24 protein-coding genes are annotated in these 25,297 nt (G+C 66.5%); 19 read left to right on the forward strand and 5 right to left on the reverse strand.

The window, feature by feature from the left end:
• Positions 1-64 precede the first annotated feature (64 nt).
• Positions 65-847 carry an SDR family oxidoreductase gene (locus JAO74_RS05915; protein ID WP_199036144.1) on the forward strand — a complete coding sequence of 261 codons (783 nt, stop codon included), beginning with the start codon at positions 65-67 and terminating at the stop codon, positions 845-847.
• Between the two features lie 47 nt (positions 848-894).
• Here the strand turns inward: JAO74_RS05915 and JAO74_RS05920 are convergent, their stop codons facing one another.
• Entirely contained in the window at positions 895-1,587 is a 693-nt protein-coding gene (locus JAO74_RS05920) for a lipase family alpha/beta hydrolase (protein WP_233150729.1), read from the reverse strand.
• Positions 1,572-2,225, reverse strand: coding sequence for a TIGR02117 family protein (locus JAO74_RS05925; RefSeq protein ID WP_332908738.1), 654 nt, complete (start codon positions 2,223-2,225; stop codon positions 1,572-1,574). Before JAO74_RS05925 ends, JAO74_RS05920 begins: the two co-directional genes overlap by 16 nt.
• Positions 2,226-2,277: 52 nt before the next feature.
• Here JAO74_RS05925 and phhA point away from each other — a divergent pair, with 52 nt between their 5' ends.
• Positions 2,278-3,162, forward strand: coding sequence for a phenylalanine 4-monooxygenase (gene phhA / locus JAO74_RS05930; protein WP_199036148.1), 885 nt, complete (start codon positions 2,278-2,280; stop codon positions 3,160-3,162).
• A gap of 226 nt (positions 3,163-3,388) precedes the next feature.
• Complete coding sequence (locus JAO74_RS05935; protein ID WP_199036150.1) at positions 3,389-5,191, forward strand: sensor domain-containing diguanylate cyclase; 1,803 nt, start codon at positions 3,389-3,391, stop codon at positions 5,189-5,191.
• A gap of 24 nt (positions 5,192-5,215) precedes the next feature.
• Here JAO74_RS05935 and JAO74_RS05940 read toward each other — a convergent pair whose 3' ends face one another.
• The 3 genes from JAO74_RS05940 to JAO74_RS05950 all read right to left on the reverse strand — a co-directional run bounded on the left by JAO74_RS05940 (position 5,216) and on the right by JAO74_RS05950 (position 8,458).
• A complete protein-coding gene (locus tag JAO74_RS05940; protein WP_199036152.1) occupies positions 5,216-6,154 on the reverse strand; it encodes a 50S ribosomal protein L11 methyltransferase in 939 nt (312 codons plus the stop codon).
• Entirely contained in the window at positions 6,144-6,848 is a 705-nt protein-coding gene (locus JAO74_RS05945) for an SDR family NAD(P)-dependent oxidoreductase (RefSeq protein ID WP_199036154.1), read from the reverse strand. The genes JAO74_RS05940 and JAO74_RS05945 overlap by 11 nt, the downstream gene beginning before the upstream one ends.
• A gap of 263 nt (positions 6,849-7,111) precedes the next feature.
• Complete coding sequence (locus tag JAO74_RS05950; RefSeq protein WP_199036702.1) at positions 7,112-8,458, reverse strand: methyl-accepting chemotaxis protein; 1,347 nt, start codon at positions 8,456-8,458, stop codon at positions 7,112-7,114.
• Between the two features lie 182 nt (positions 8,459-8,640).
• Between JAO74_RS05950 and sdhC the strand changes: the two genes are divergently transcribed.
• From sdhC to JAO74_RS06030, 16 genes are all read left to right on the forward strand, one after another.
• Positions 8,641-9,051: a succinate dehydrogenase, cytochrome b556 subunit gene (sdhC, locus tag JAO74_RS05955; protein ID WP_199036156.1), complete on the forward strand. Its 411-nt coding sequence runs from the start codon at positions 8,641-8,643 to the stop codon at positions 9,049-9,051.
• A complete protein-coding gene (gene sdhD / locus JAO74_RS05960; protein WP_199036158.1) occupies positions 9,051-9,434 on the forward strand; it encodes a succinate dehydrogenase, hydrophobic membrane anchor protein in 384 nt (127 codons plus the stop codon). Before sdhC ends, sdhD begins: the two co-directional genes overlap by 1 nt.
• On the forward strand, positions 9,434-11,236 hold the full coding sequence (gene sdhA, locus JAO74_RS05965) for a succinate dehydrogenase flavoprotein subunit (protein ID WP_199036160.1): 1,803 nt from the start codon (positions 9,434-9,436) through the stop codon (positions 11,234-11,236). The genes sdhD and sdhA overlap by 1 nt, the downstream gene beginning before the upstream one ends.
• Positions 11,237-11,673: 437 nt before the next feature.
• Positions 11,674-12,669 carry a C13 family peptidase gene (locus JAO74_RS05970; protein WP_199036162.1) on the forward strand — a complete coding sequence of 332 codons (996 nt, stop codon included), beginning with the start codon at positions 11,674-11,676 and terminating at the stop codon, positions 12,667-12,669.
• A gap of 61 nt (positions 12,670-12,730) precedes the next feature.
• Positions 12,731-13,306 carry an ATP-dependent Clp protease proteolytic subunit gene (locus JAO74_RS05975; protein ID WP_199036164.1) on the forward strand — a complete coding sequence of 192 codons (576 nt, stop codon included), beginning with the start codon at positions 12,731-12,733 and terminating at the stop codon, positions 13,304-13,306.
• Positions 13,307-13,402: 96 nt separating this feature from the next.
• The gene (locus JAO74_RS05980; protein WP_199036165.1) at positions 13,403-14,194 is read left to right on the forward strand and encodes a succinate dehydrogenase iron-sulfur subunit; all 792 of its coding nucleotides are present in this window, start codon (positions 13,403-13,405) and stop codon (positions 14,192-14,194) included.
• Between the two features lie 19 nt (positions 14,195-14,213).
• On the forward strand, positions 14,214-14,648 hold the full coding sequence (locus JAO74_RS05985; RefSeq protein WP_199036703.1) for a PaaI family thioesterase: 435 nt from the start codon (positions 14,214-14,216) through the stop codon (positions 14,646-14,648).
• Positions 14,645-15,745 (forward strand): cell division protein ZapE, encoded by a 1,101-nt coding sequence (gene zapE, locus JAO74_RS05990; RefSeq protein WP_199036166.1) that lies wholly within the window; start codon positions 14,645-14,647, stop codon positions 15,743-15,745. The genes JAO74_RS05985 and zapE overlap by 4 nt, the downstream gene beginning before the upstream one ends.
• Positions 15,746-15,973: 228 nt before the next feature.
• Positions 15,974-16,936, forward strand: a complete 963-nt coding sequence (mdh, locus tag JAO74_RS05995; RefSeq protein ID WP_199036167.1) for a malate dehydrogenase — start codon at positions 15,974-15,976, stop codon at positions 16,934-16,936.
• Between the two features lie 35 nt (positions 16,937-16,971).
• The gene (locus JAO74_RS06000; RefSeq protein ID WP_199036168.1) at positions 16,972-17,487 is read left to right on the forward strand and encodes a hypothetical protein; all 516 of its coding nucleotides are present in this window, start codon (positions 16,972-16,974) and stop codon (positions 17,485-17,487) included.
• Complete coding sequence (sucD, locus tag JAO74_RS06005) at positions 17,484-18,368, forward strand: succinate--CoA ligase subunit alpha (RefSeq protein ID WP_199036170.1); 885 nt, start codon at positions 17,484-17,486, stop codon at positions 18,366-18,368. The genes JAO74_RS06000 and sucD overlap by 4 nt, the downstream gene beginning before the upstream one ends.
• A 150-nt stretch (positions 18,369-18,518) precedes the next feature.
• Positions 18,519-21,494 (forward strand): 2-oxoglutarate dehydrogenase E1 component, encoded by a 2,976-nt coding sequence (locus JAO74_RS06010; protein ID WP_199036172.1) that lies wholly within the window; start codon positions 18,519-18,521, stop codon positions 21,492-21,494.
• A 77-nt stretch (positions 21,495-21,571) separates the two neighbouring features.
• The gene (gene odhB, locus JAO74_RS06015; RefSeq protein WP_199036174.1) at positions 21,572-22,810 is read left to right on the forward strand and encodes a 2-oxoglutarate dehydrogenase complex dihydrolipoyllysine-residue succinyltransferase; all 1,239 of its coding nucleotides are present in this window, start codon (positions 21,572-21,574) and stop codon (positions 22,808-22,810) included.
• A 96-nt stretch (positions 22,811-22,906) separates the two neighbouring features.
• On the forward strand, positions 22,907-23,194 hold the full coding sequence (locus tag JAO74_RS06020) for a GIY-YIG nuclease family protein (RefSeq protein ID WP_269845926.1): 288 nt from the start codon (positions 22,907-22,909) through the stop codon (positions 23,192-23,194).
• Between the two features lie 95 nt (positions 23,195-23,289).
• Entirely contained in the window at positions 23,290-24,687 is a 1,398-nt protein-coding gene (gene lpdA / locus JAO74_RS06025; RefSeq protein ID WP_199036176.1) for a dihydrolipoyl dehydrogenase, read from the forward strand.
• 162 nt (positions 24,688-24,849) lie between these two features.
• Positions 24,850-25,152, forward strand: a complete 303-nt coding sequence (locus tag JAO74_RS06030) for a GCN5-related N-acetyltransferase (RefSeq protein WP_199036178.1) — start codon at positions 24,850-24,852, stop codon at positions 25,150-25,152.
• Positions 25,153-25,297: the final 145 nt, after the last annotated feature.

Consider the following 25,297-nt stretch of genomic DNA (forward strand, 5'->3'; position numbering starts at 1 on the left):
GGACGATGGGGGATGGGGAGGAAACGGTCAAACCGGGAAACGGTGAATCGGGAGAGGCATTTCGATGGCTAGACAACGGGCTATCCTGATTACCGGCGGCGGTTCCGGCATCGGTCGCGCGACCGCGATCCTGTTTGCCGCGCGCGGCTGGCGGGTAGGGCTGGCCGATATCGATGCCGGGGCGCTGGACGCGACGCTCGCGTTGCTGCCCGAGGGGGCGGCGACCTATGTCATGGATGTACGCGACCGGGCGGCGTGGACGGCGATGCTGGCGGATTTCGCCGATCGCCATGGCGGCATCGACGTGCTGTTCAACAATGCCGGGATCGCCGCCGGTGGCCCGATCGCGGCGATCAGCGGCGAGGAGGTGGACCGGGTGGTCGCGATCAATCTGGTGGCGATGATCGACGGCGCCCGGCTGGCGCATCCGCATCTGAAGGCGACGCCGGGATCGTGCCTGCTCAACACGGCGTCCGCCGCCGGCATCTATGGCTCGCCCGGTCTGGCGACCTATTCGGCGACGAAGTTCGCGGTGCGCGGGCTGACCGAGGCGCTGGATGCGGAATGGGCGGCTGATGGCATCCGGGTGCGCGCGCTGATGCCCGGTTTCATCGACACGCCGCTGTTGAATGCGCCGCTGGCCGGATCGAACCGCACCGCGCGCGACGGCGTGGTCGCGGCGGGGCTGGAGTTCACGCCCGTCGAACGCGTGGCGGAGGCGGCATGGGATGCGGTGCACGGCGACCGGTTGCTGTGGCCGGTCGGCCCGACCGCGCGGCGGCTGACCTTCGCGGCGCGCTGGTTGCCGGGCCGGTTGCGGGCAAGGCTGCGGGCGGCGGGGCGGTAGAAAGGGGTTGATGATCGGGCGGGGGTGACGGGCTGAAGATCATTGTCCTACCCGCCCAATACCCCCGCGATGGCCAGCAACACTTCGGGCTTCAGCTGCACCCCCAGATGGCTGCTCCGCACTTCGATGGCGCGGCAGCGGTCGTCGTGGCAGATCTGGCCGGCGACAAGTCCGTCGCTGCGGCTCCAGATCGCGGTGGCCGGCACCGGCAGGTCGCCGGCGATGCGTTCGGAGCGGGCGATCACCGCCGGGTTGTCCAGCCGCTCGCCGGTGAACCACTGGAACGCGCGCCACACGTTGGTCGACCGCCCGTCGCCGGCAAAGGGCGAACTGACGGTGATGACCTCGCGCACCAGATCGGGCCGTTCGTGCGCCACCAGCCGCGCCATGATGCCGCCGAGACTGACGCCGATCAGCGTCACCGGCCCCGCCGCCGCCGCCAGCGCCCCGACCCGCGCGATCAGGTGTTCCGCGTCCGCCCCGACGCTGCGCACGCCCAGATTGCGGCCGAGGCCCCACCCGACCGCGCGATAACCGATGCGGTTCAGGAAACCGCGCATCACCGCGTTCGACCGGTCGCTGTTGAAAAGGCCGGGCAGCAGCATCACCGGCCGGCCGTCACCCTGCGGCGCCCTGGCAAGGGCGGCCCGATGGCGCGGCCATGTCGCGACCATCCACGCCGCGCGCGGCAGTTCGGCGGCCCACAGGGTCTTGGAGGGCGGGGCTATTCGGGGAACCATTGCATCACCGTCGCTGGAAAGGGCGTCCACATGCCGACCCGAACGCCCGCGACCGCCAAGGCGTTGCCGGTCCAGGCGTTGCAGGTGCGGATCGCGTCGTAATGGCCGGTCGCGGTATAGAAGGCGTCATAACCGGCATAGCCCGGCCGATGCCCGCCGCCGGGCGCGAAACCGGCGGCGATGAAGGCGGCGAGGCGACGGTATTCCGCCACGCTCAGCACCACCGCGCGCACGTTCCTGCCGGGCACCGGGCGCGGCAGATGTTCGACATGGACCAGCGTGTCGTCGCTGCCGATCGCCGCCGCCACGATGGTCGAGGGGCGGACATCGGCCCAGGTCGGCGTCTCCAGATAGAATGTCCGCTCGCCCCAGCCGAACGCCAGATGATCGAAGTGGGCATAGCGCGGGTCCGCCAGATGTTCGGGCCGCGCGATGGGTCGCCAGTCGATGCCGGCCGCCATCTTCGGCACGATGATGCCGGTGTGGATGCCGTTGGTTTCGATGAAGATCGTCACGCCGTCGGCGGCTGGACGCCAGTCGCGATTGATCGGGATCGCGCCGCCGATCGCGCCCGCCACCAGATAGGCGGCCAGTACCCCGCCGATGGCCAGAAACAGACGGCCGACCCACTTCGTCACCCATTTTACGACCGCGTTTCTTCTAAGCATCGCATCATGCTAGACCGCCGGCATGGAAGAGGAAACGCACGTTCCGGGCATCCCACCCGCCGAAGCCGCCGCCGACTGGACCATCGACCAGCGCTGGGATCATTACACGCCCGAGGAACACGCGACCTGGGACACGCTGTTCGCGCGTCAGGCTAAGCTGCTGCCCGGTCGCGCGTCGGAGGCGTGGCTGCGCGGGCTGGACGTGTTGAAGCTGGAAAAGCCCGGCATCCCCGACTTCGCCGAACTGTCCGACCGGCTGATGAAACTGACCGGGTGGCAGGTCGTGGCAGTGCCCGGCCTCGTCCCCGACGACGTGTTCTTCGATCACATGGCCAACCGCCGCTTCGTGGCGGGCAACTTCATCCGCCGGCCGGACCAGCTGGATTATCTGGAGGAGCCGGACGTCTTCCATGACGTGTTCGGGCATGTGCCGATGCTCGCCGACCCGGTGTTCGCCGATTACCTTGCCGCCTATGGCCGGGGCGGGCAGCGGGCGCTGGGGTTGGATGCGCTGAAATATCTCAGCCGATTATATTGGTATACGGTCGAATTCGGTTTGATCGCGGAGCCGGAGGGCCTGCGCATCTATGGATCGGGCATCGTGTCCAGCTTTTCGGAAAGCCGGTTCGCGCTCGACGATCCCAGTCCGAATCGCATCGTCCTCGACCTCGCCCGCGTGATGCGGACGGAATATCGGATCGACGATTTCCAGCAAAATTACTTCGTGGTGCCGAGCTTCGACGAACTCCTGCGCCTGACCGTCGAGACGGATTTCGCACCGTTGTACAACTCGTTGAAACAACAGGAAGACATCCCGGTCGCGGCGCTCGTCGAGGGTGATGAGATCCTGACCCGCGGTACGCAGGAATACGCCCGCGATCGTGGCTGGCACGGCGAGCGAGCATGATCGACACGCCTTCATCGCAATGTTAGCTACATTTCTTTAGCATCTGCATTTGAACCGGCGGCCGGTCAGGCATAGCATACCGAACCAGAACGGATTCGAGGGCAGTCGTTTATGCGTCAGATCGGGGGACAACCCACGGGATCGTCCGGCGATCCCGGTCGATCGACCGGCGCATCGTCCGTCCCCGTGCCCTGCGTGCCGATGATATGGCCTCGGGGCTGATCCGGTGTTTCCGCCCTTCCTCGCACGCGCCGCCCGACGATGGGTATGGCCGCTTCTGGCGGGGTGGGGGTATTTTCTGGCGGCGGTCGCCGGGCTGGTCCTGACCCGCCAGACCGAGGGGATCGCGACGATCTGGCCGGCGAGCGGCGTGTTGCTCGCGGCCCTGTTGCTGGCCGATCGCCGTGACGCATGGCGCTTCGTCGCCACGGCGGTGGTGGCCAGCATGGCGGCCAATATGATGTGGTACGGCGGCATCGGCACCTCGCTGGGCTTCAGCGTCGCCAACAGCATCGATGCGCTGATGGCCGCGACGATCTTCGCCGGTCGGCGACGCGAGCAGGTTTCATTCCTCATCCCCCGGCGGCTCAGGATATTCTGTCTGGCCGCCACCATCGGTGCGGTGGTCAGCGCCGGGGTGGCGACGATGGCGTCGCCGGACGGATCGGCGACCTTCTTCCTGTCATGGGCATGTACCGATCTGCTCGGCATGCTGATCGTGACGCCGATGATCGTCATCGCGGCCGAACTGATGCGCGACCGCCATCGGTCCCGCCCGCGACCGGCACAGGTGGCGGAGGCGATCGTCCTGCTGTCGGGAATCGGCGGCGCGGCGGCGCTGGTCTTTTTCCAGACCACCTATCCGCTGTTGTACCTGCCGTTCGTCGGGGTGCTGTTCGTCGTGTTCCGGCTCGGTGCGTTCGGGGCGGCGGCGAGCGTCCTGATCGTCACGCTGGTCAGCAGTCTGGCGACCGCGGCGAATCACGGGCCGCTGGCGATGCTGCCCGGCGGCCCGGTGTTCGGCATCCTGTTCCTGCAGATATACCTGTTGCTGATGTTCGCGGCGGCGCTGCCGACCGCCTCGTTGCTGGGGTGGCGCGACCGGTTGATCCGGCAACTGGCCGAAAAGAACGAGATGCTGGAACTGGCCGAGCGCACCGCCCATGTCGGCCATTGGCGGCTGGACATCCGGTCGGGCGACATGTTCTGTTCGGACGAGATATTCGCGATCTACGGCCGCGAAAAGGTCGAACGACCATCGACGGACATCGCGATCAGGGCATACCATATCGACGACCGCGCGTTCGTCCTTGCGCAGATCAAGGCATCGGTCACCACCACCTCGCCCTTCGATTTCCGGGCGCGGATCATCCGGGCAAGTGGTGAGATACGCCATGTCATCTCCAAGGGCTGGGCGACGCTGGGCGCGGATGGCAGGACGTCGGGCATCTTCGGCACGATGCAGGACATCACCGATCAGGTGACCGCCGAGCTGGCGCTGGACGAGGCGCGCAGCGCGGCGGAGCGGATGGCGTGGGATGCCACGCGGATGGCGGAGACCGATTATCTGACCGGCGTGTTCAGCCGCCGCAAGATCCTGCAGATCCTCGACCAGTCGATCGATTCCGCCAGTCTGGGGGGCGGGGCGCTGACCGTGGTCACCTTCGATATCGATCACTTCAAGCGGGTGAACGACGAACATGGCCATGCCGCCGGCGACCGGGTGCTGCAACGCGTCGCCTCCGCCGTCGCGTCGTCGATCCGACCGCAGGATTTCGTCGGCCGGGTCGGCGGCGAGGAATTCATCATCGTCCTGCCGGGCGCGTCGATCGACGTCGCGGAGGCGGTGGGCGAGCGGGTGCGCAGCGTCGTCTTCCACGGCGCGGAAGGGCCGCTGATCGTCACCATCAGCCTGGGCGTCGCGGCGTGGGAGCCGGCCAGCACCGCCGAACAACTGCTCGGCCGCGCCGATGCGGCGCTGTACGATGCCAAACATGCCGGCCGGAACATGCTGCGCGTCGCGGCGTAGCGTGCCGAATCAGATATCCAGCGATCAGATATCCAGCGCCCAGCCGTCCCGGCCCTTGGGATCGAACGGCGCGGTCGGGACATAGCGCTCGGCCCCGGCCGCCAGCCGCAGCACGCTCCAGTCGCCCCGGCGATCGACCGCCTCGACGGTGCATCCGCACGCGGCATAGGCGGCGGTCACCGCCTCGCGCTGCGTTTCCAGCAACCCCGCCAGCAGGATCGTGGCGCCCGCATCGGCGATCGCCGCCAGTTCCGGCGCCATCGACACCAGCGGTCCCGCCAGGATGTTGGCGATGACCAGGTCATAGGGGCCGGCGGCGACGATCGTATCGGCCAGCGCGCCGTCCGCGACGATCAGCTCGATCCCCGGCACCCCGTTCGTCGTCGCATTCTCGCGCGTCACGTCGATCGCGACGGGATCGATATCGGTCGCCACCACCGTCGCCGCCGGCCACAGATGCGCGGCGGCAAAGGCGAGCAGGCCGGTGCCGGTGCCGACATCGATGACGTTGCCGAACCGCCGGCCCGCCATGCCGTCGAGCATCGCCAGACACCCGCTGGTCGTTTCGTGATGGCCGGTGCCGAACGCGCGCCCGGCGGCGATATGGAACGACCGCGCGCCCGGCGGTGGCGTCATCCCGCCGGTATGGACGAAGAACCGCCCGACCGTCAGCGGCGCGAGCCCCGCCTGACTGAGCGTCACCCAGTCCTCGTCGTCCAGCCGCTCGATCGTCGGCTCGATGCCGACCGCGCCCGGCACCAGCGCGACGATCGCCGCCAGCATCGCCGTGTCCGGCTCCTGCTCGACATAGGCATCCAGCCGCCACGCCTCGGCGTCGTCCAGCACGACCTCGGTCGTCATCAGCACCGCGTCGATCGCGATCTCGCCGCCCGCATCGATCGCCTCCGCCTCGGCCCGCGTGCAGGGCAGGCTGATCTTCCAGCTGGTGCCGTCAGCGGACATAGCTGGCCCCGTTCACGTCGATCACCGCCCCGGTCATCGACGGCGGCGCATCCAGCGCCAGGAAACGGACCGCCTCGGCGACCTCCTCGGGCTGCGCGACGCGGCCGAGCGGGATGTCGGCGAGCAGCTTGTCACCGCCGCGGCTGGCAAGATAATCATCCGCCATCCCCGTCATCGTAAAGCCGGGGCACACGGCAAAGGCGAGGATGCCGTCACGGGCATAGCCGCGCGCGATCGTCTTGGTCATCGCGACCATGCCGGCCTTCGACGCGGCGTAATGCCAGTGGGCGGGGCTGTCGCCGCGATAGGCGGCGCGGCTGGCGACGTTGACGATGCGGCCGCCGCGAAAGCCGGGGGTGGCGCTGCGAGCCTGCCAGTGCAGCACCGCCAGCCGGCACAGTTCGGCGGCGGCGGTCAGGTTGATCCGCATCGTGCGTTCCCAGCCGGCGGTCCAGTCGTCCGCGTCGATCGGATTCGCCTCGAACACGCCGGCGTTGTTCACCAGCACGTCGATCTCGCCATCCGCGCGGTCCAGCGCCTCGTGCCACAGCGCGCGCGCCGCGCCCGGTTCGTCGAAGTCGGCGGGGATGCCGCTGGCGGTGCCGTGGCCGATCACGACATGGCCGGCGGCGGTCAGGGACTGGGCGACGGCGGCGCCGATGCCGCGGCTGGAACCGGTGAGCAGGATGGTCATGACCGCGTCCTTAGCGGCCACGCCCCCTTGCCGTCACCCCCGGCCGGTCGAGCCGGTCCGGCGCGGCGGTCGGTCGCCGCTTCCCTATCACCTCACTCACTCCGTCATCCCGGCGAAAGCCGGGACCCATGGACACCGAAGGCCAATGTACGTTGCGTGCGCCATCCATCGTCATCGCGACCATGGGCCCCGGCTTTCGCCGGGATGACGGTAAGGGGAGGGGCGTGGTGCGATCCTTGCGTGGGTGGAAGCGAACGCCTGCCTCAGGCGGCGACCTTGCCCACGAAATCGCCGGCGCTGGTCTTCAGCGCGCCCAGTCGTCCATCGAGCGCGTCGAAGCCGTGGCCGACGCCGTCGATCTGCGATGCGACCATCTCGGTATCCTCGCGGATCGCGGCGATCGTGCTGGACATCGAATCGGCGGCCAGCGCAGTTTCGTCGACGGCGGCGGTGATCGCGGTGACGGTTTGTGCCTGCGCCTCCATCGCATAACGGATGCGCTCCGCCGATTCCTGTACCTCGGCGACGGTCGACTTGATCGACGCATTGGTCTCCACCGTCGATCGGGTGGCGGACTGGATCGCGGCGATCTTGGCGGCGATGTCGTCGGTGGCGCGCGCGGTCTGGTTCGCCAGGCTCTTCACCTCCTGCGCCACCACCGCGAAACCGCGACCGGCATCGCCCGCGCGGGCGGCCTCGATCGTGGCGTTCAGGGCCAGCAGGTTGGTCTGGCCGGCGATGTCGCGGATCAGGCCAAGGATCGATTCGATCGACTTGGCATGGTCCGACAGCGTTTCCGACATGCCGACCGCCTGACCCGCCTGCGCGGAGGCGCGGGTGGCGATCTCGGCGGCGGCCTCCACCTCGTTCCGGGCATCCTCGATCGCGCGGATCAGGCCGGCGGAGGTCTGCGCCGCCTCGCGCATCGCGACCGCCGACTGTTCGGCGGCGGCGGCGACTTCGGATGCCTTGCCCAGCATGCCGCGCGCGAAGCTCGACGCGCGGTTGCTCTGCCCGCGCAACTGCACGCCGTCTTCCATCGCATCGTCGACGGTGGCGGCGATCCGGGCGCGGAAATCGGATGCCAGATGTTCGCGCGCGCCCAGCGCCGTGAACGCGGTGAAGCCCGCGAACAGCTCGACGGTCAGTTCGGTTTCCAGTCCGAACATCCGCAGCAGCGTATCGACATGCGTCGCATATCCCGGCGCGCCGGCCGGCACCGCCTTCATCAGCGTCTTCAGCAACGCACGGTCGCTCGCGCACGACATGGCCAGCACCGCCATGGTCGGTACGCCCGCGACATAGGCGGATGCGACCGCGCGTTCGAGCGATTCGATCCACGCCCGGCCCGACAGGTCGGTGAAACGGTTGTGCAGATACGCCCGCCCCGCCTCTACCCGGCGCTGCCGGTCGAGCGGGGTCCATTCCGCCGCGTCCGGATTGGCCATCCGCCAGTGGTTCCAATACGCCTCGACGATGATGTCGGCGTCGTCCCTGATGATGTCCCACAGGGCCGCCGCGGCGGCGACCAGCGTCCGCTCGCCGCCGTCGAACGCCCGGATTCGCGCCTCGATGTCGATCCCGGCTGCGATCAGGCCGGGCGTGGGGATCTCGATGCTGCTCACGGCGTTCCCTTGGATGGTCCGGGGTCGGGCCCGGCAATGATCTGTGTTGCCCGATGCTAGGATAGAGACGTTAAGAGTTGGTTAGGCACGGGGGCCGGGTTGCATCGTCCGGCCCCACGTTTAATAGGGCGGCCTGCACTCATTTTCCCCGTGACGAGGAAACCGTCTTGGCATCCCGCAATCCCGCCCGGCCACTCAGCCCGCATCTCACGATCTGGCGCTGGGGTCCGCACATGCTGGTCTCGATCCTTCACCGCGCCACCGGCGACGGGCTGGCGACGGTCGGCACCCTGTTGTTCGTCTGGTGGCTGGCCGCGCTCGCCGGCGGGGCGGAAAGCTATGCGACCTTCGTCGACACGTTCACGACCGATACCGGCAAGCTGAACATTCTCGGCTGGATCGTCGGCGTCGGGCTGACGCTGTCGCTGTTCCAGCACATGATGACGGGCATCCGCCACTTCTTCCTCGACATCGGCGCGGGGTACGAACTGCGCACCAACAAGACATGGGCGATGATGACGATGGTCGGCGCGGTCGTGCTGTCGATCGGCTACTGGCTCTACATGGGGATGAACTGATGGGTTCGGGCACGCAACTCGGCCGCGTCCGCGGTCTCGGTTCCGCCAAGGAAGGCGCGCATCACTGGCTGTGGCAGCGGTTCACCGCCGCGTCCAACCTGTTCCTGATGCTGTGGCTGCTGATCGCGGTCGCGCGCCAGCCCGCCTATGATTACGCCTCGATGCGCCTGTGGGTGCAGAGCGCGTGGGTCGCGGTGCCGATGCTGCTGCTGATCGCGTCGGTCTTCTATCATTTCCGCCTGGGGCTTCAGGTGCTGATCGAGGATTACACGCACAACGAAAGCCGCGTCGTCAGCATGCTGGCGCTCAACCTGTTCGTGCTGGTCACCGCCGGCATCGCCATCTTCTCGATCCTCAAGATCGCGTTCGGAGCCGCCGCGTAATGACCGCAGCCTACAAGATCATCGACCATACCTATGACGCGGTCGTCGTCGGCGCGGGCGGTTCCGGCCTGCGCGCCACGATGGGCATCGCCGAGGCGGGTCTGAAGACCGCCTGCATCACCAAGGTGTTCCCGACCCGCTCGCACACCGTCGCGGCACAGGGCGGCATCGCCGCCTCGCTCGGCAACAATTCGCCCGATCACTGGTCGTGGCACATGTACGACACCGTCAAGGGGTCCGACTGGCTCGGCGACCAGGACGCGATCGAGTATCTCTGTCGCGAGGCGCCGCAGGCGGTGTACGAGCTGGAACATGCCGGCGTGCCGTTCAGCCGCAATCAGGACGGCACGATCTATCAGCGGCCGTTCGGCGGCCATATGCAGAACATGGGCGAGGGTCCGCCGGTGCAGCGCACCTGCGCCGCCGCCGACCGTACCGGCCACGCCATGCTGCACGCGCTGTACCAGCAGTCGCTGAAGTACGACGCCGACTTCTACGTCGAATATTTCGCGCTCGACCTCATCATGGAAAACGGCGTCTGCCGCGGCGTGATCGCGCTGTGCATGGAAGACGGATCGATCCACCGTTTCCGTGCGCATAACGTGGTGCTGGCGACCGGCGGTTACGGCCGCTGCTATTTCTCCGCCACCTCGGCGCACACCTGCACCGGTGACGGCAACGCGATGGTGCTGCGCGCCGGCCTGCCGCTGCAGGACATGGAGTTCGTGCAGTTCCACCCGACCGGCATCTACGGCGCCGGCGTCCTCATCACCGAGGGTGCGCGCGGCGAGGGCGGCTATCTGACCAATTCCGAGGGCGAGCGCTTCATGGAACGCTATGCCCCGTCGGCGAAGGACCTTGCCAGCCGCGACGTCGTGTCGCGGTCGATGGCGATGGAGATGCGGGAAGGTCGCGGCGTCGGCGAGCACAAGGACCACATCTTCCTGCACCTCGATCACATCGATCCCAAGGTGCTGGCGGAGCGGCTGCCGGGCATCACCGAAACCGGCAAGATCTTCGCCGGTGTCGACCTGACGCGTCAGGCGCTGCCGGTCACGCCGACCGTCCATTACAACATGGGCGGCATCCCGACGAACTATCACGGCGAAGTCGTGCGCCTGCGCGACGGCGATCCCGACAGCGTCGTCCCCGGCCTGTTCGCGGTGGGTGAGGCGGCGTGCGTCTCGGTCCACGGCGCCAACCGCCTCGGCTCGAACTCGCTGATCGATCTGGTCGTGTTCGGCCGTGCCACGGGTCTGCGGATCAAGGACCAGCTGAAGCCCAACACGCCGCACAATCCGCTGCCCAAGGGGTCGGAAGACCTCGCGATCGGCCGCCTCGACAAGTTCCGCAACGCCGCCGGCGGCACGCCCACCGCGCAACTGCGCACGCAGATGCAGCGCACCATGCAGAAGCATTGCGCGGTGTTCCGCGATTCGGCGTTGCTGACGGAGGGCGTCAGCCAGATGGAGTCGATCTATCGCGGGTTGCAGGATGTCGGCGTCAAGGATCGCTCGCTGATCTGGAACACCGACATGGTCGAGACGCTGGAACTCGACAATCTGATGGCGCAGGCGTCCGTCACCATCAAGGCCGCCGAAAACCGCAAGGAATCACGCGGCGCTCACATGCACGAGGATTTCCCGGAGCGCGACGACGCGAACTGGATGAAGCACACGCTGACCACGTTCGACGGCTGGGGCGGCAATGGCGGCGACGTCGCGATCGATTACCGCCCGGTCCACGACTACACGATGACCGACGACATCGAGTACATCAAGCCGAAGAAGCGGGTGTACTGAGCGGCTGATTACGGAAGGATCTGGCCTATCTCGATCCGTTCATGCTGAGCGAAGTCGAAGCACCTTGTGGAGAGGTGGCCCCTTCGGCGTAGCTCAGGACAGGCTTCGAGATCGCTCAGGCCAAACGGTAACTCCATTTTGGTGCGGGGGTGGGTTTTGCAGAACCCATACCACCCCGGCGGAGGCCGGGGTCTAGATGGGAAGGCCGTCTTGAGTCATCATGATGGTTCGCCCAACTGGACCCCGGCCTCCGCCGGGGTGGCGGCTTTGGCGGGATAGTCCGTGGCCTTGTGAATGTCTTGCGGACCTGAAAGCTCGAAGCCACAGGCGACATCACTGCGCGCCTGCCCGAGGCGGGAACATAGTGCGGCGATCCCCGACGCCCTTCACCCGTCACATCGCTTGACCGAAAACCAAATGCGCCGGACAATCCCATTATGATGGCACGGATCGGCTGGTTGATAGCGGTATTGCTGACGGCCTCCGCGCCGTTGCCGCCGCCGCAGGCGCGACCGGCCGCGCCCGAATCGCCGCCCGTCCACGCCGCCGACCCACCGCTGTTCGACGACGCGACACCGGAACAGGCCGTGGCGCTCGCCGATGGTGGTGCGGCGATCGAGCATGATCGGACCGCCGCCAGCCGCCTTGCCCAGCATCGCCGGCTGGAACAGGCGCTGGGCGGGCTGGCGCCGCAGCGGCCGGGGGTGGTCGATGCCTATGTCGTGACGATCGCGCTCGACAGCGATCCGGTGTTCGCGCGGGAGGCACGGGAAGCCGGCGCGGTCCTCGCCCGCCGTTACGACGCGGCGAACCGTACGATCGTCCTTGCCGGCGCCGATGGCCGCGGTGGCCCACCGCTCGCGATGGGATCGCCCGCCAGCCTCGACATCGCGCTCGCCCGTATCGCCGAGGTGATGGATGTGCGCGAGGATGTGCTGGTGCTCTACGTCACCAGCCACGGCGCGCCGATCGGTCTGGTCTATAACGACGGCGATCAGGGGTATGGCGTGATCTCGCCGACGCGGCTGTGGACGACGTTTTCCCAACTGGGGATCGGCCGGCGACTGGTGTTGGTCAGCGCCTGTTTTTCGGGCGTGTTCGTGCCGATGCTGCAATCGGCGGACAGCGCGATCGTGACGGCATCATCGGCGGATCGCACCTCGTTCGGGTGTCAGGCCGACAGCGACTGGACGTTCTTCGGCGACGCATTGGTCAACCACGCCCTGCGCAAGGTCCAGCCGCTCAATCGCGCCGCGAGCGAAGCGCAGGGGCTGATCGCGACATGGGAGCGGCAGGGCGAGCTGGAGCCATCCGGCCCGCAGGTCGCGATCGGGGCAGGGGCGGCCCGCTGGCTCGCCGCCCTCGATGCGCGCGGTCCACGGGTCGCGACATCGCCGGTCGGGCGCCCGGCGGTGAGTATGCTGGACGATTAAAAAGGTTGGTAAAAGTCGGGCCGGACCGGAACCGTTGGCGGGAAAGACGGTTGGCCGCGCCATGACAGACAAACCCGGCAACGCCGCCAATTATCCGCTCCTCGCCGTGCCCCATGTCCAGTTGTACGGGACGGTGGACGAGGCGATGTACACCAACTTCAAGGCACAGGTGATCAATGCCCCGACCGAGGGGCCGCTGGTCGTGTCGATCACCACGCTGGGCGGCGACCCCGAAATGGCGCGCGCGATGGGCGACGGTATCCGCCTGATCCGCGAATATACCGGCCGCGACACGCTGTTCCTCGGCAAGGTGGCGGTGTATTCGGCCGGCGCGACCTTCATGTCTGCCTTCCCGGTCGACAGCCGTTTCCTGACCCGCGGCACCCGCCTGATGATCCACGAGCGTAAGATGAAGGCGACGGTGGAGCTGGACGGCCCGCTCAACACGCTGGCCTATGCGCTGAAGGCCAAGCTGCACGAGATCGAACATTCGATCGACATCCAGAACGAGGGGTTCGAGGCGCTGGTCCGGGGTTCGGACGTGCCGCTCGACGAGTTGCTCGAAAAGGCACCGTCCAACTGGTATATCGAGGCCGAAGAGGCCAAGCGCCTCCGCCTCGTCCTCGACGTGATCTGAGTCGTCATGATCTGAGTTACCGCGTCGCACCACAGGATTTGCCCGCGCCGTGCCCATGATGTAACGGCTCGGGCAATCACCTGACGGGAACCCTCCATGGCCGAATTCGCCCTCCCCAAGAACAGCAAGATCAAGCAGGGCGTCACCCATGCCGCGGCGACCGCGCCGGCGGGGAAGGACCGGCTGAAGAAGTTCAAGGTCTATCGCTACGATCCCGACAGCGGTGAGAATCCCCGTTACGACACGTTCGAGATCAATCTCGACGAATGCGGCCCGATGGTGCTCGACGCGCTCATCAAGATGAAGGGCGAACAGGACAGCTCGCTCACCTTCCGCCGTTCGTGCCGCGAAGGCATCTGCGGGTCGTGCTCGATGAACATCGACGGCAAGAACGGCCTCGCCTGCACAACCGCGATCGAGGATGTGAAGGGCGATATCCGCATCACCCCGCTGCCGCATATGGACGTGGTGAAGGATCTGGTGCCCGACTTTACGCACTTCTACGCGCAGTACAGCTCGATCAAGCCGTGGTTGCAGACGGTCACGCCGCCGCCCTCGGGCAAGGAGCGGCTGCAGTCGCCGGAGGATCGCAACAAGCTGGACGGTCTGTACGAGTGCATCCTGTGCGCCTGCTGCTCGACCAGCTGCCCCAGTTACTGGTGGAACAGCGACAAGTTCCTGGGGCCGGCGATCCTGTTGCAGGCGTATCGCTGGTTGGCCGACAGCCGCGACGAGATGACCGGCGAGCGGCTGGACGAGCTGGAGGATCCGTTCCGCCTGTATCGTTGCCACACGATCATGAACTGCGCGAACGTCTGCCCCAAGGGCCTGAACCCCGCCAAGGCGATCGCCGAGATCAAGAAGATGGAAGCCGAGCGGATCGTCTGATCCGTTGACGCCGCCTTTCATGGAGATCGATGCCGCCGGCCATCCGGGCTGGCGGCAATGGGAACCGATCGACCCGACCCGGTTCAATTCGCTGCTCGGCCCGATCCTGTTCCGGGTCGAGGGGTCATCGGTGCGCGTCCGCATGACGCCCGAGCATCGCCATTCCAACGTCCGCGACGCGGTGCATGGCGGCGTGATCCTCGCCTTCATCGACATTGCGCTGTTCGCCGCCGCGCGCGGGTTCGGCGTGATCGAGGCGGGAACGGCGGTGACGTTGGGCCTCGACACGCAATTTATCGGTGCCGGCGCGATCGGCCGGCCGATCGAGGCGCAGGTCGATCTGCTCAAGGAGACCGGGCGGCTGCTGTTCCTGCGCGGCCTCGTCGTCCAGGGCGATGACGAAACCCGCATCGCCGCCTTTTCCGGCACCATCCGAAAGTCGTTACCGAAATGAGCGCCGTCCTCGCCGTCTATGACGCGCTGATCGCCGCGGGCGAATTGCGCCCGGATCCGGAACAGGCCGCCGCCGCCCGCCGCCTCGATGCGCTCGCCACCGAACTGGAGCATCCCCGCAAGTCCGGCTTCTTTCGGCGCAAGACGGTGGCGCCGCGTGGCGTCTATGCGTGGGGCGATGTCGGCCGCGGCAAGTCGATGCTGATGGACCTGTTCTACGATCACCTCGCGATCGACCGGAAGCGCCGCGTCCATTTCGCCGAATTCATGCTGGAGGTGCACGGCCGCATCGCGGTGGAGCGCCGCAAGGAACAGGGCGACCCGATCCTGCCCGTCGCCGCCGCGCTGGCCGAAGAAGCGCGGCTGCTCGCCTTCGACGAGATGATGGTCACGAACAGCCCCGATGCGATGATCCTGTCGCGGCTGTTCACCGCGCTGATCGAGGCGGGGGTGACGATCGTCACCACGTCGAACCGCGCGCCCGCCGATCTCTACAAGAACGGCCTGAACCGCGAGCATTTCCTGCCCTTCATCGCGCTGATCCAGCAGACGCTGGACGTCGTGACGCTGAACGGCCCGATCGATTACCGCCGCGACCGGCTGGGCAGCCAGGATACGTGGCTGGTCCCCAACGGCGCCGAGGCAACCGACAACCTGTCCGCCGCGTTTTTCCGCCTGACCGATCATGAGGTGACGGAGCCGATCCCGTCGGAGGAACTGAAGGTACAGGGCCGGACGCTGCACGTGCCCAAGGCGCTGAAGGGCGTGGCCGTCTTCTCGTTCAGGAAATTATGCGGCGAGGCTCGCGGCGCGGCGGATTACCTCGCCGTCGCCCGCCGCTTCCACACCGTCATCCTCGTCGGTATCCCCCGCCTGGGTCCGGAGAACCGCAACGAGGCGGCGCGGTTCGTGGCGCTGATCGATGCGCTGTACGAGCATAAGGTGAAGCTGCTCGCGGCGGCCAATGCGGAGCCGGGCGATCTCTATGCAAGCGGAGACGGCGTGTTCGAATTCCAGCGGACGGTGAGTCGGCTGGAGGAGATGCGGTCGGATGAGTATCTGGCGCAGGGGCACGGCGCAGACGGCGAGACGCGCTAGCGAAGCTGACGCGCACGCCGACCAGCCCGGCCAGCGCAACAAAGCCCGCCACAAGGCGCGGCTTTGCCGCGTCTGACGGCGGGCGGCGAGGGACAGCTAACACTGGACCGAACCCTGATCCCGTTATTGCACTTGCGAACCAACTGCAATAACGCCATTTAAAGGTTGCCTCCGGCCTATAATCCGCGTACCCGCCGCTTCCAATCACCGCTTCGGAGAAGGATTGGAATGGCCCGCAAGAAGATCGCGCTGATCGGCGCCGGTAACATCGGTGGCACGCTCGCGCACCTCGCCGCCTTGAAGGGCTTGGGCGACATCGTCCTGTTCGACGTGGCGGAGGGTATTCCGCAGGGCAAGGCGCTCGATCTGTCGCAGTGCGCTCCGGTCGAGGGCTTCGATGCCACGATCACCGGCTCGAACGATTATGCCGACATCGCCGGTGCCGACGTCATCATCGTCACCGCCGGTGTCGCCCGCAAGCCGGGCATGAGTCGCGACGACCTGCTCGGCATCAACCTGAAGGTGATGAAGGCGGTCGGCGAGGGCATCAGGAACAACGCTCCTGATGCATTCGTCATCTGCATCACCAACCCGCTCGACGCGATGGTGTGGGCGCTGCGCGAATTCTCCGGCCTGCCGCACAACAAGGTCGTCGGCATGGCCGGCGTGCTTGATTCGGCGCGGTTCAGCCACTTCCTCGCCGACGAATTCAAGGTATCGGTGAAGGACGTGACCAGCTTCGTGCTGGGCGGCCACGGCGACACGATGGTCCCCGTCATCAGCTATTCGACCGTGTCGGGCATCCCCATTCCCGACCTGATCGAAATGGGCATGTCGACGCAGGAGAAGATCGACGCGATCGTCAAGCGCACGCGCGGCGGCGGCGGCGAGATCGTCGGCTTGCTGAAGACCGGGAGCGCCTATTACGCCCCCGCCACCAGCGGCATCGCGATGGCCGAGGCGTATCTGTACGACCAGAAGCGCGTCCTGCCCGCCGCGGCCTATGTGAACGGCGAATATGGCGTGACCGACCTGTATGTCGGCGTGCCGGTGGTGATCGGTGCCGGTGGCGTCGAGAAGATCGTCGAGATCAAGCTGGACGACGAGGCGAAGGCCAACCTCACGGTGTCGGTCGACGCGGTCAAGGAACTGCTGGTCGCCTGCAAGGGCATCGACGGTTCGTTGAACTGAGCTGAGCGGCAAGGAACCGGTGGAGTGATTGAATAATGGCGTACCGGGCATGGAAGGGCATTACGGGTGGCGTGCTGCTCGCAACTGTTTGCGCCGTGCCCGTCGCTGCTGCGCCACGGGCGGCTGCATCGCAGAGCGAAATTTTGGAAGGTGTGCAGTCGTGCGCAGCAAGCTTGGCATCGACGGGCATCGACGAAGCATCGCTTGTTTCTGATGGCTGGTCCAAAGGTGTGATGTCGGAAAGTGGTAAGCCTTTAGCATCAGACGTAATCTTTTACGGCAAAGGCAATCTTATGCTGATGTCTGTAAGAACATCGGCCGGTCAAACGCCAATCTGCAGCATATTGGCGCGCATCGGTTCGGTTGATGACTATCCCGCTCTTCAGGATGCAATGGCTGCCGCGTACGGCAAGCCGATAAAAGATGATGGCAAGGGCGAGCAAATGTTTATCGCACGGGATCATCGTGTGATCGACCTCGCATCGACCGGCAGCAATAAAAACCCTTCGGTGCGCATCGCCGTCGGCCCGGTATTTCAGGAGACAAAATGAGCATCCTCGTCGACAAGAACACCAAGGTCATCACGCAAGGCATGACCGGCGAAACCGGCAGCTTCCATACCAAGGCGGCGCTGGAATACGGCACGCAGATGGTCGGTGGCGTCACGCCGGGCAAGGGCGGCACCACGCACCTCGACCTGCCGGTGTACAACACGGTGGCCGAGGCCAAGGCGAAGACCGGCGCGACCGCGTCGGTGATCTATGTGCCGCCGCCCTTCGCCGCCGATTCGATCCTTGAGGCGATCGACGCCGATATCGAGCTGATCGTCGCGATCACCGAGGGCATTCCGGTGCTCGACATGGTCAAGGTGAAGCGCGCGCTGTCGGGTTCGAAGTCGCGGCTGATCGGCCCGAACTGCCCCGGCGTGTTGACGCCCGGCCAGTGCAAGATCGGCATCATGCCCGGTTCGATCTTCAAGCAGGGTTCGGTCGGCGTCGTCTCGCGCTCCGGCACGCTGACCTATGAGGCGGTGTTCCAGACCTCGAACGCCGGCCTTGGCCAGACCACGGCGGTCGGCATCGGTGGCGATCCCGTCAACGGCACGAACTTCATCGATGTGCTGGAACTGTTCCTGGCCGACGACGCGACCACATCGATCATCATGATCGGCGAGATCGGCGGCGACGCCGAGGAGCAGGCCGCGCAGTTCCTGATCGACGAGGCCAAGCGTGGCCGCAAGAAGCCGATGGCCGGCTTCATCGCCGGTCGCACGGCGCCCCCGGGCCGTCGCATGGGCCATGCCGGCGCGATCGTGTCGGGCGGCAAGGGCGATGCCGAGAGCAAGATCGCGGCGATGGAGGCGGCCGGCATCAAGGTCGCGGCCAGCCCGTCGGAGTTGGGCTCGACGCTGCTGTCGGTGCTGAACGGCTGATAAAATCCTTCTCCCCCTGTGGGAGAAGGTGGCGTCCGCAGGACGTCGGATGAGGGGGAGTGGGGACGCGACGTCCCCCTCACCCTCCCAAGCCTCCGGTTTGGGCCCCTCCCTCTCCCACAAGGGGAGAGGGATTAAAGGAAGAAGACGATGGGCTACGAAGGCCAGGATTTCAACGACATCGCGCAGGGCGTCAGCCCCGCGTTCATCGAGGCGCTGTACGAGAAGTACGGCACCGATCCCGGTTCGATCGAGCCCGGCTGGCGCACCTTCTTCGAGGGGCTCGAAGGCTCCGCCCAGGGCCCGAGCTGGGAAAGCGACCGCTGGCCGCTGACCACGACGGACGACCTGACGTCGGCGCTCGACCCCACCCAGATGGAGCCCGCGCCCAAGCCCGCGCGCGGGGGCAAGCCCGCCGCCGCGCCGGCCGCCGCTGCCCCGTCGAAGGACGACATCATCAAGGCGGCCGGCGACGCGATCCGCGCGCAGCTGTTGATCCGCACCTACCGCGTGCGCGGTCACCTCGCCGCCAATCTCGATCCGCTGGGCCTGTCCAAGCGCGAGATGCCCGAGGATCTGAAGACCGAATATTACGGCTTCACCGATGCCGACATCGATCGCCCCGTCTATCTGGGCGGCACGATGGGGTATGAATGGGCGACGATCCGCCAGCTCGTCGACACCCTGCGTCGCAACTATTGCGGCAATGTCGGCCTCGAATTCATGCACATCGTCGATGTCGAGGAGCGCCGCTTCCTGCAGGAGCGCATGGAGGGGCAGGACAAGGCGATCGAGTTCACCGCCGACGGCAAGAAGGCGATCCTGAACAAGGTGATCGAGGCCGAACAGTGGGAGAAGTTCCTCGGCCGCAAATATGTCGGCACGAAGCGCTTCGGCCTCGACGGCGGCGAATCGATGATCCCCGCGCTCGAAAGCGTCATCAAGTATGGCGGTCAGTACGGCGTGCGCGAGATCGTGTTCGGCATGGCCCATCGCGGCCGGCTGAACGTGCTGGCCAACGTGATGTCGAAGCCGCTGCGCATCATCTTCCACGAATTCGCCGGCGGATCGGCCAATCCCGACGATATCGGCGGGTCGGGCGACGTGAAGTACCATCTGGGCACCAGCCACGATCGCGACTTCGATGGCCACAAGGTTCATATGAGCCTCGTCGCGAACCCGTCGCATCTGGAGGCCGCCGATCCCGTCGTGCTGGGCAAGACCCGCGCGATCCAGACGATCGCCGGCGACTTGAAGGAGCACAGCGCCTCGCTGCCCGTGCTGATCCACGGCGACGCGGCGTTCGCCGGGCAGGGGATCGTGTGGGAATGCCTCGGCTTCTCCGGCATCCGTGGCTACAACACGGGCGGCTGCGTCCACTTCATCATCAACAACCAGGTCGGCTTCACCACCAGCCCGCAATTCGCGCGCAGCTCGCCCTATCCGTCGGATGTGGCCAAGGGCGTGCAGGCGCCGGTGTTCCACGTGAACGGCGACGACCCAGAGGCGGTGACCTTCGCCACCAAGATGGCGATGGAATTCCGCCAGAAGTTCCACCGCGACATCGTGATCGACATGTGGTGCTATCGCCGCTTCGGCCATAACGAGGGCGACGAGCCGAGCTTCACCCAGCCGCTGATGTACAAGGTCATCAAGGACCATCCCGCGGTCAGCGACATCTATTCGAAGCGCCTCGTCGGTGAAGGCGTGATCGATCAGGCGTGGGTGGACGAGAACGTCAAGCAGTACGTCACCCGACTGGAAGGCGAGTTCGAGGCGGGCGCCAGCTACAAGCCGAACAAGGCGGACTGGTTCGCCGGCCGCTGGACCGGCCTGTCGGCGCCGACCGATGGCGAGACCGCGCGTCGCACCGCCGACACCGGCATTGCGCAGAAGCTGTTCGACAGCCTCGGCCGCACGCTGACGACGATCCCCGAGGGGCTGGCCGTTCACAAGACGCTGTCCCGCGTGCTCGACGCCAAGCGCCAGATGTTCACGACCGGCGCGAACTTCGACTGGGCGACCGGCGAGGCACTGGCCTTCGGTGCGCTGCTGTCGGAGGGTTACGGTGTCCGTCTGTCCGGCCAAGATTCGGGTCGCGGTACCTTCAGCCAGCGTCACGCGGTGTGGATCGACCAGACCGACGAGCACAAGTTCGTGCCGTTGCAGGGCATCGAACATGGCCGCTTCGAGGTGCTCGATAGCCCGCTGTCCGAATATGGCGTGCTGGGGTTCGAGTACGGCTATGCACTCGCCGATCCGAAGACGCTGGTGCTGTGGGAGGCGCAGTTCGGCGACTTCGTGAACGGCGCGCAGATCATGATCGACCAGTTCATCGCATCGGGCGAGGCCAAGTGGCTGCGCGCCAACGGCCTCGTGATGCTGCTGCCGCACGGGTATGAAGGGCAGGGGCCCGAGCACAGCTCGGCACGGCCGGAGCGTTTCCTGCAACTATGCGCGGGCGACAATATGCAGGTCGCCAACTGCACCACGCCGGCGAACTACTATCACCTGCTGCGTCGGCAGATGCATCGCAGCTTCCGCAAGCCGCTGATCGTGATGACGCCGAAATCGTTGCTCCGCCACAAGCTGGCGGTCAGCAAGGCGGAGGATTTCCTCGGCGATACGCATTTCCAGCGGATGCTGTCGGACACCAACGGTGCGCCCGAGGCGGAAACGACGCGTCTCGTCCTGTGCACCGGCAAGGTCGCGTACGACCTGATGGAGGCCCGCGACGCGGCGGGCGACACGGGCACGCAGATCGTGCGTGTCGAACAGCTCTATCCCTTCCCCGGCGAACCGCTGGCCAAGCGCATCGCGAGGATGCCGAACCTGCGCGAAGTCGTCTGGGCACAGGAAGAGCCGAAGAATCAGGGTTACTGGTTCTTCGTCGAGCCGCTGATCGAGGAATCGCTCGCCGCCGCGAACGCCACCGTGAAGCGCGCGCGCTTCGCCGGCCGCACCGCCGCCGCGTCGCCCGCCACCGGCCTGATGAAGCGGCATACCGCCGAACAGGGTGCGCTGGTCGCCGACGCGCTGGGGCATAACGTCCGCGAGGAAATTCGCCGCACGCGCGCCGAAGACAGCACCACCACCGCCCGGCCCGCCCAGGCACCGAGCAGCTAGAACATTCATCACGGACGACCGCCGCCGGTCGTCCGGGCAACTGGTCCCGGCTTCCGGCGGGGTAAAAGGATAGAAACATGGCAACCGAAGTCACCGTCCCGGTCCTGGGCGAATCGATCACCGAAGCGACGCTGGGCGAATGGCTGAAGCAGCCCGGCGACGCGGTCGCGCTCGACGAGCCGATCGCCAGCCTCGAAACCGACAAGGTGTCGGTCGAGGTGCCCAGCCCCGTCGCGGGTGTGATGGGCCAGCATGCCGTCGCGGTCGGCGATACGGTGCAGGTCGGCGCGATGATCGCGACGATCGACGCCGCCGGTGGTGCGCCTGCCCAGGCCGCCGCGCCGCAGCCCGCCGTGACGCAGGCGCCTGCCGCCGCACCGACGCCCGCCCCGGCGCCTGCCCCCGCGGACGAGCCGCAGGGTGACGGCCCCGCCGCGCTCAGCCCATCGGTCCGCCGTGCAGTGCTGGAACACGGCGTCGATCCCGCCACGATCAAGGGCACCGGCAAGGACGGTCGCATCACCAAGGAAGACGTCGAGGCCGCGGCGAGCGCGAAGCCGGCCGCTTCTCCCGCTCCGGCGGCGGCGCCGGCCGCCGCACCGGCCGCGACCGGTGGGCGCAAGGAAGAGCGCGTCCGCATGACGCGCCTGCGCCAGACGATCGCCAAGCGCCTGAAGGAAGCACAGAATACCGCCGCGATGCTGACGACGTTCAACGACGTCGACATGACCGCGGTGATCGAGGCGCGCGCCAAGTACAAGGACCTGTTCGAAAAGAAGCACGGCGTCCGCCTGGGCTTCATGGGCTTCTTCGTGAAGGCCGCGACGATGGCGCTGAAGGACATTCCGTCGGTCAACGCGTCGATCAACGGTGACGACATCGTCTATCACGATTATGCCGACATCTCGGTCGCAGTGTCCTCGCCCGGCGGTCTCGTCGTGCCGGTGATCCGCGATGCGCAGGACCTGACGGTCGCCGGCATCGAAAAGACGATCGGCGATTTCGGCAAGCGCGCCAAGGAAGGCACGCTGAAGATGGACGAGATGAAGGGCGGCACCTTCACCATCTCGAACGGCGGCGTGTTCGGATCGCTGATGTCGACCCCGATCATCAACCCGCCGCAGTCGGCGGTTCTGGGTCTCCACCGCATCGAGGACCGCCCGGTCGTCCGCGACGGGCAGGTCGTGGTGCGCCCGATGATGTACCTCGCCCTCAGCTACGACCACCGCCTGATCGACGGTCGCGAGGCCGTGACCTTCCTCGTCGCGCTGAAGAACGCGATCGAGGACCCGACGCGCATCCTGATCGACCTGTAACCAGGTGCTCCTGCGAACGCAGGAGCCTGGAGCCGCAGAGCGCATCGCTCGTTGCTCTGGGTTCCTGCGTTCGCAGGAATGCGAAGGGCGCGAAGAATGAAGCCCGGCTACGTCTACCTAATGGCGAGCAAGTGTAACGGCACCCTCTACCTCGGCGTCACCAGCGATCTACCAGCCCGCGCCTATCAAAATCGCAATCGCCTGATCGACGGCTTCTCGAAGGAACATGGCTGCACGCTGCTTGTCTGGTACGAGGCGAGCGACGACATACAAGCGGCAAGGCAGCGCGAGTTGCAGATGAAGAAGTGGAGGCGGGCGTGGAAGATCGGTCTGATCGAACACGACAACCCGCGTTGGAATGATTTGTACGAGACACTGTTCTAGCCCGTGTTCCTGCGCACGCAGGAACCCAGAGCCAAGTATGGTGTCACCCGTAACCCTGGGCTCCTGCCTGCGCAGGAGCACGATGGAGCAGAGCGATGGCTGAATACGACTATGACGTCCTTGTGATCGGCGCCGGCCCGGGCGGCTATGTCGCCGCGATCCGCGCCGCGCAGCTGGGCCTGCGCACCGCGTGCGTCGAGGCGCGCGAGACGCTCGGCGGCACCTGCCTGAACGTCGGCTGCATCCCGTCCAAGGCGCTGCTCCACGCGTCCGAACTGTATGCGGAGGCGACCGGCGGTCATCTCGCCAAGTTCGGTGTCGATATCCAGGGCGTCACGCTCAACCTCGACCAGATGCACGCCGAAAAGGCGAAGGCGGTCGGCGAGCTGACCGGCGGCATCGAATATCTGTTCAAGAAGAACAAGGTGACGTGGCTGAAGGGCAAGGCCGCGTTCAAGGATCACACCACCGTCACGGTGGGCGATCAGACCGTCACCGCCCGCGACATCGTGATCGCGACCGGCTCGTCCGTCACGCCGCTGCCCGGTGTCGAGATCGACCAGAAGATCATCGTCGATTCGACCGGCGCGCTGGCCCTGCCGAAGGTGCCGGAGCATCTCGTCGTGATCGGCGGCGGCGTCATCGGCCTCGAACTCGGCAGCGTGTGGAAGCGGCTGGGCGCGAAGGTCACGGTCGTCGAATATGTCGACCAGATCCTCCCCGGCTTCGATGGCGAGGTTCGCCGTGAGAGCGCGAAGCTGTTCAAGAAGCAGGGCTTCGAGCTGATGACCTCGACCAAGGTCACCGGCGTGACGGTCGATGGCGCGACCGCGACCGTCTCGATCGAACCCGCCGCCGGTGGTGAGGGCAAGACGCTCACCACCGACGCCGTGCTCGTCGCGATCGGCCGCAAGCCGAACATCGATGGCCTGAACCTGGAGGCTGCCGGGGTGAAGCTGACCGATCGCGGGCAGGTGGGCATCGACCATGATTTCCGCACCAATGTCGACGGCATCTGGGCGATCGGCGACGTCGCCCCCGGCCTGATGCTCGCGCACAAGGCGGAAGACGAGGGCGTCGCGGTGGCGGAGAACATCGCTGGCCAGACCGGCATCGTGAACCACGACGTGATCCCGAGCGTCGTCTACACGATGCCCGAAATCGCCGGTGTCGGCCTGACCGAGGAAGCCGCCAAGGAAAAGGCGGGCGAGATCAAGGTCGGCAAATTCCCCTTCGCTGCCAACAGCCGTGCCAAGACCAACCGCGACACCGATGGCTTCGTGAAGATCATTGCCGATGCCAAGAGCGACCGGGTGCTGGGCGTGTGGATCATCTCGTCGCTGGCGGGCACGATGATCGCACAGGCGGCGCAGGCGATGGAGTTCGGCGCGACCAGCGAGGACATCGCCTATACCTGCCATGCGCATCCGACCCATGCCGAGGCGATGAAGGAAGCCGCGATGGCGGTGCAGGGCAAGCCCATTCACATTTGATGTGAACGGGCTTGCGCGCCGCCACCGCGGCCGGCCGGCGGCGCCAAAGCGCCGTTCGACGTCACGGGACTTGCTCCCGTGACGGCCCCCGTTCTGGGAAAACCACCTCCCCCGATACAGAGTCTGACCCCGTCGGGAAGGGAAGAAAGCCCAGCATCCCCCATGCCCGACCAGACCCGCGCCGCGCTGGAAGCCGAATGGCTCCACCTCACCCGGGTCGAGCTTCCCGCACTCGCCGTCACCCGCCGCTGGCCGGTACGCGCCGACCATTGTTTCCAGCGCATCCTGCTGGATAACGCCTGCGGGGGGTGCTGGTACGACCACATCGTCCGCCGTCCCGCCTATGCCCATGCTCCCGCCGACATGCTGGCACACGCCATCACCATCGGCCGCGCGGCGATTGCCGGCCAAGCGGACATGGATGATCTGAACCGTCGCTCGCTGGCATGGCGTGGCAAAAGATGACGTAGCCACGCCGCCCGCCGCAGCCGCTTCCCTTTCCACGCGCAAACCTTGCGCATAGCGCCGTGCGGACAGCGCCTCGCCGCCTCAGCGACACAATCCGTTATTGCGAGCGCAGCGAAGCAACCCAGGGCAGCGCGCGGAACAC

Origin of the sequence: Sphingomonas mollis (genome assembly GCF_016427505.1) — a bacterium.
GTDB classification, from domain to species: domain Bacteria; phylum Pseudomonadota; class Alphaproteobacteria; order Sphingomonadales; family Sphingomonadaceae; genus Sphingomonas; species Sphingomonas mollis.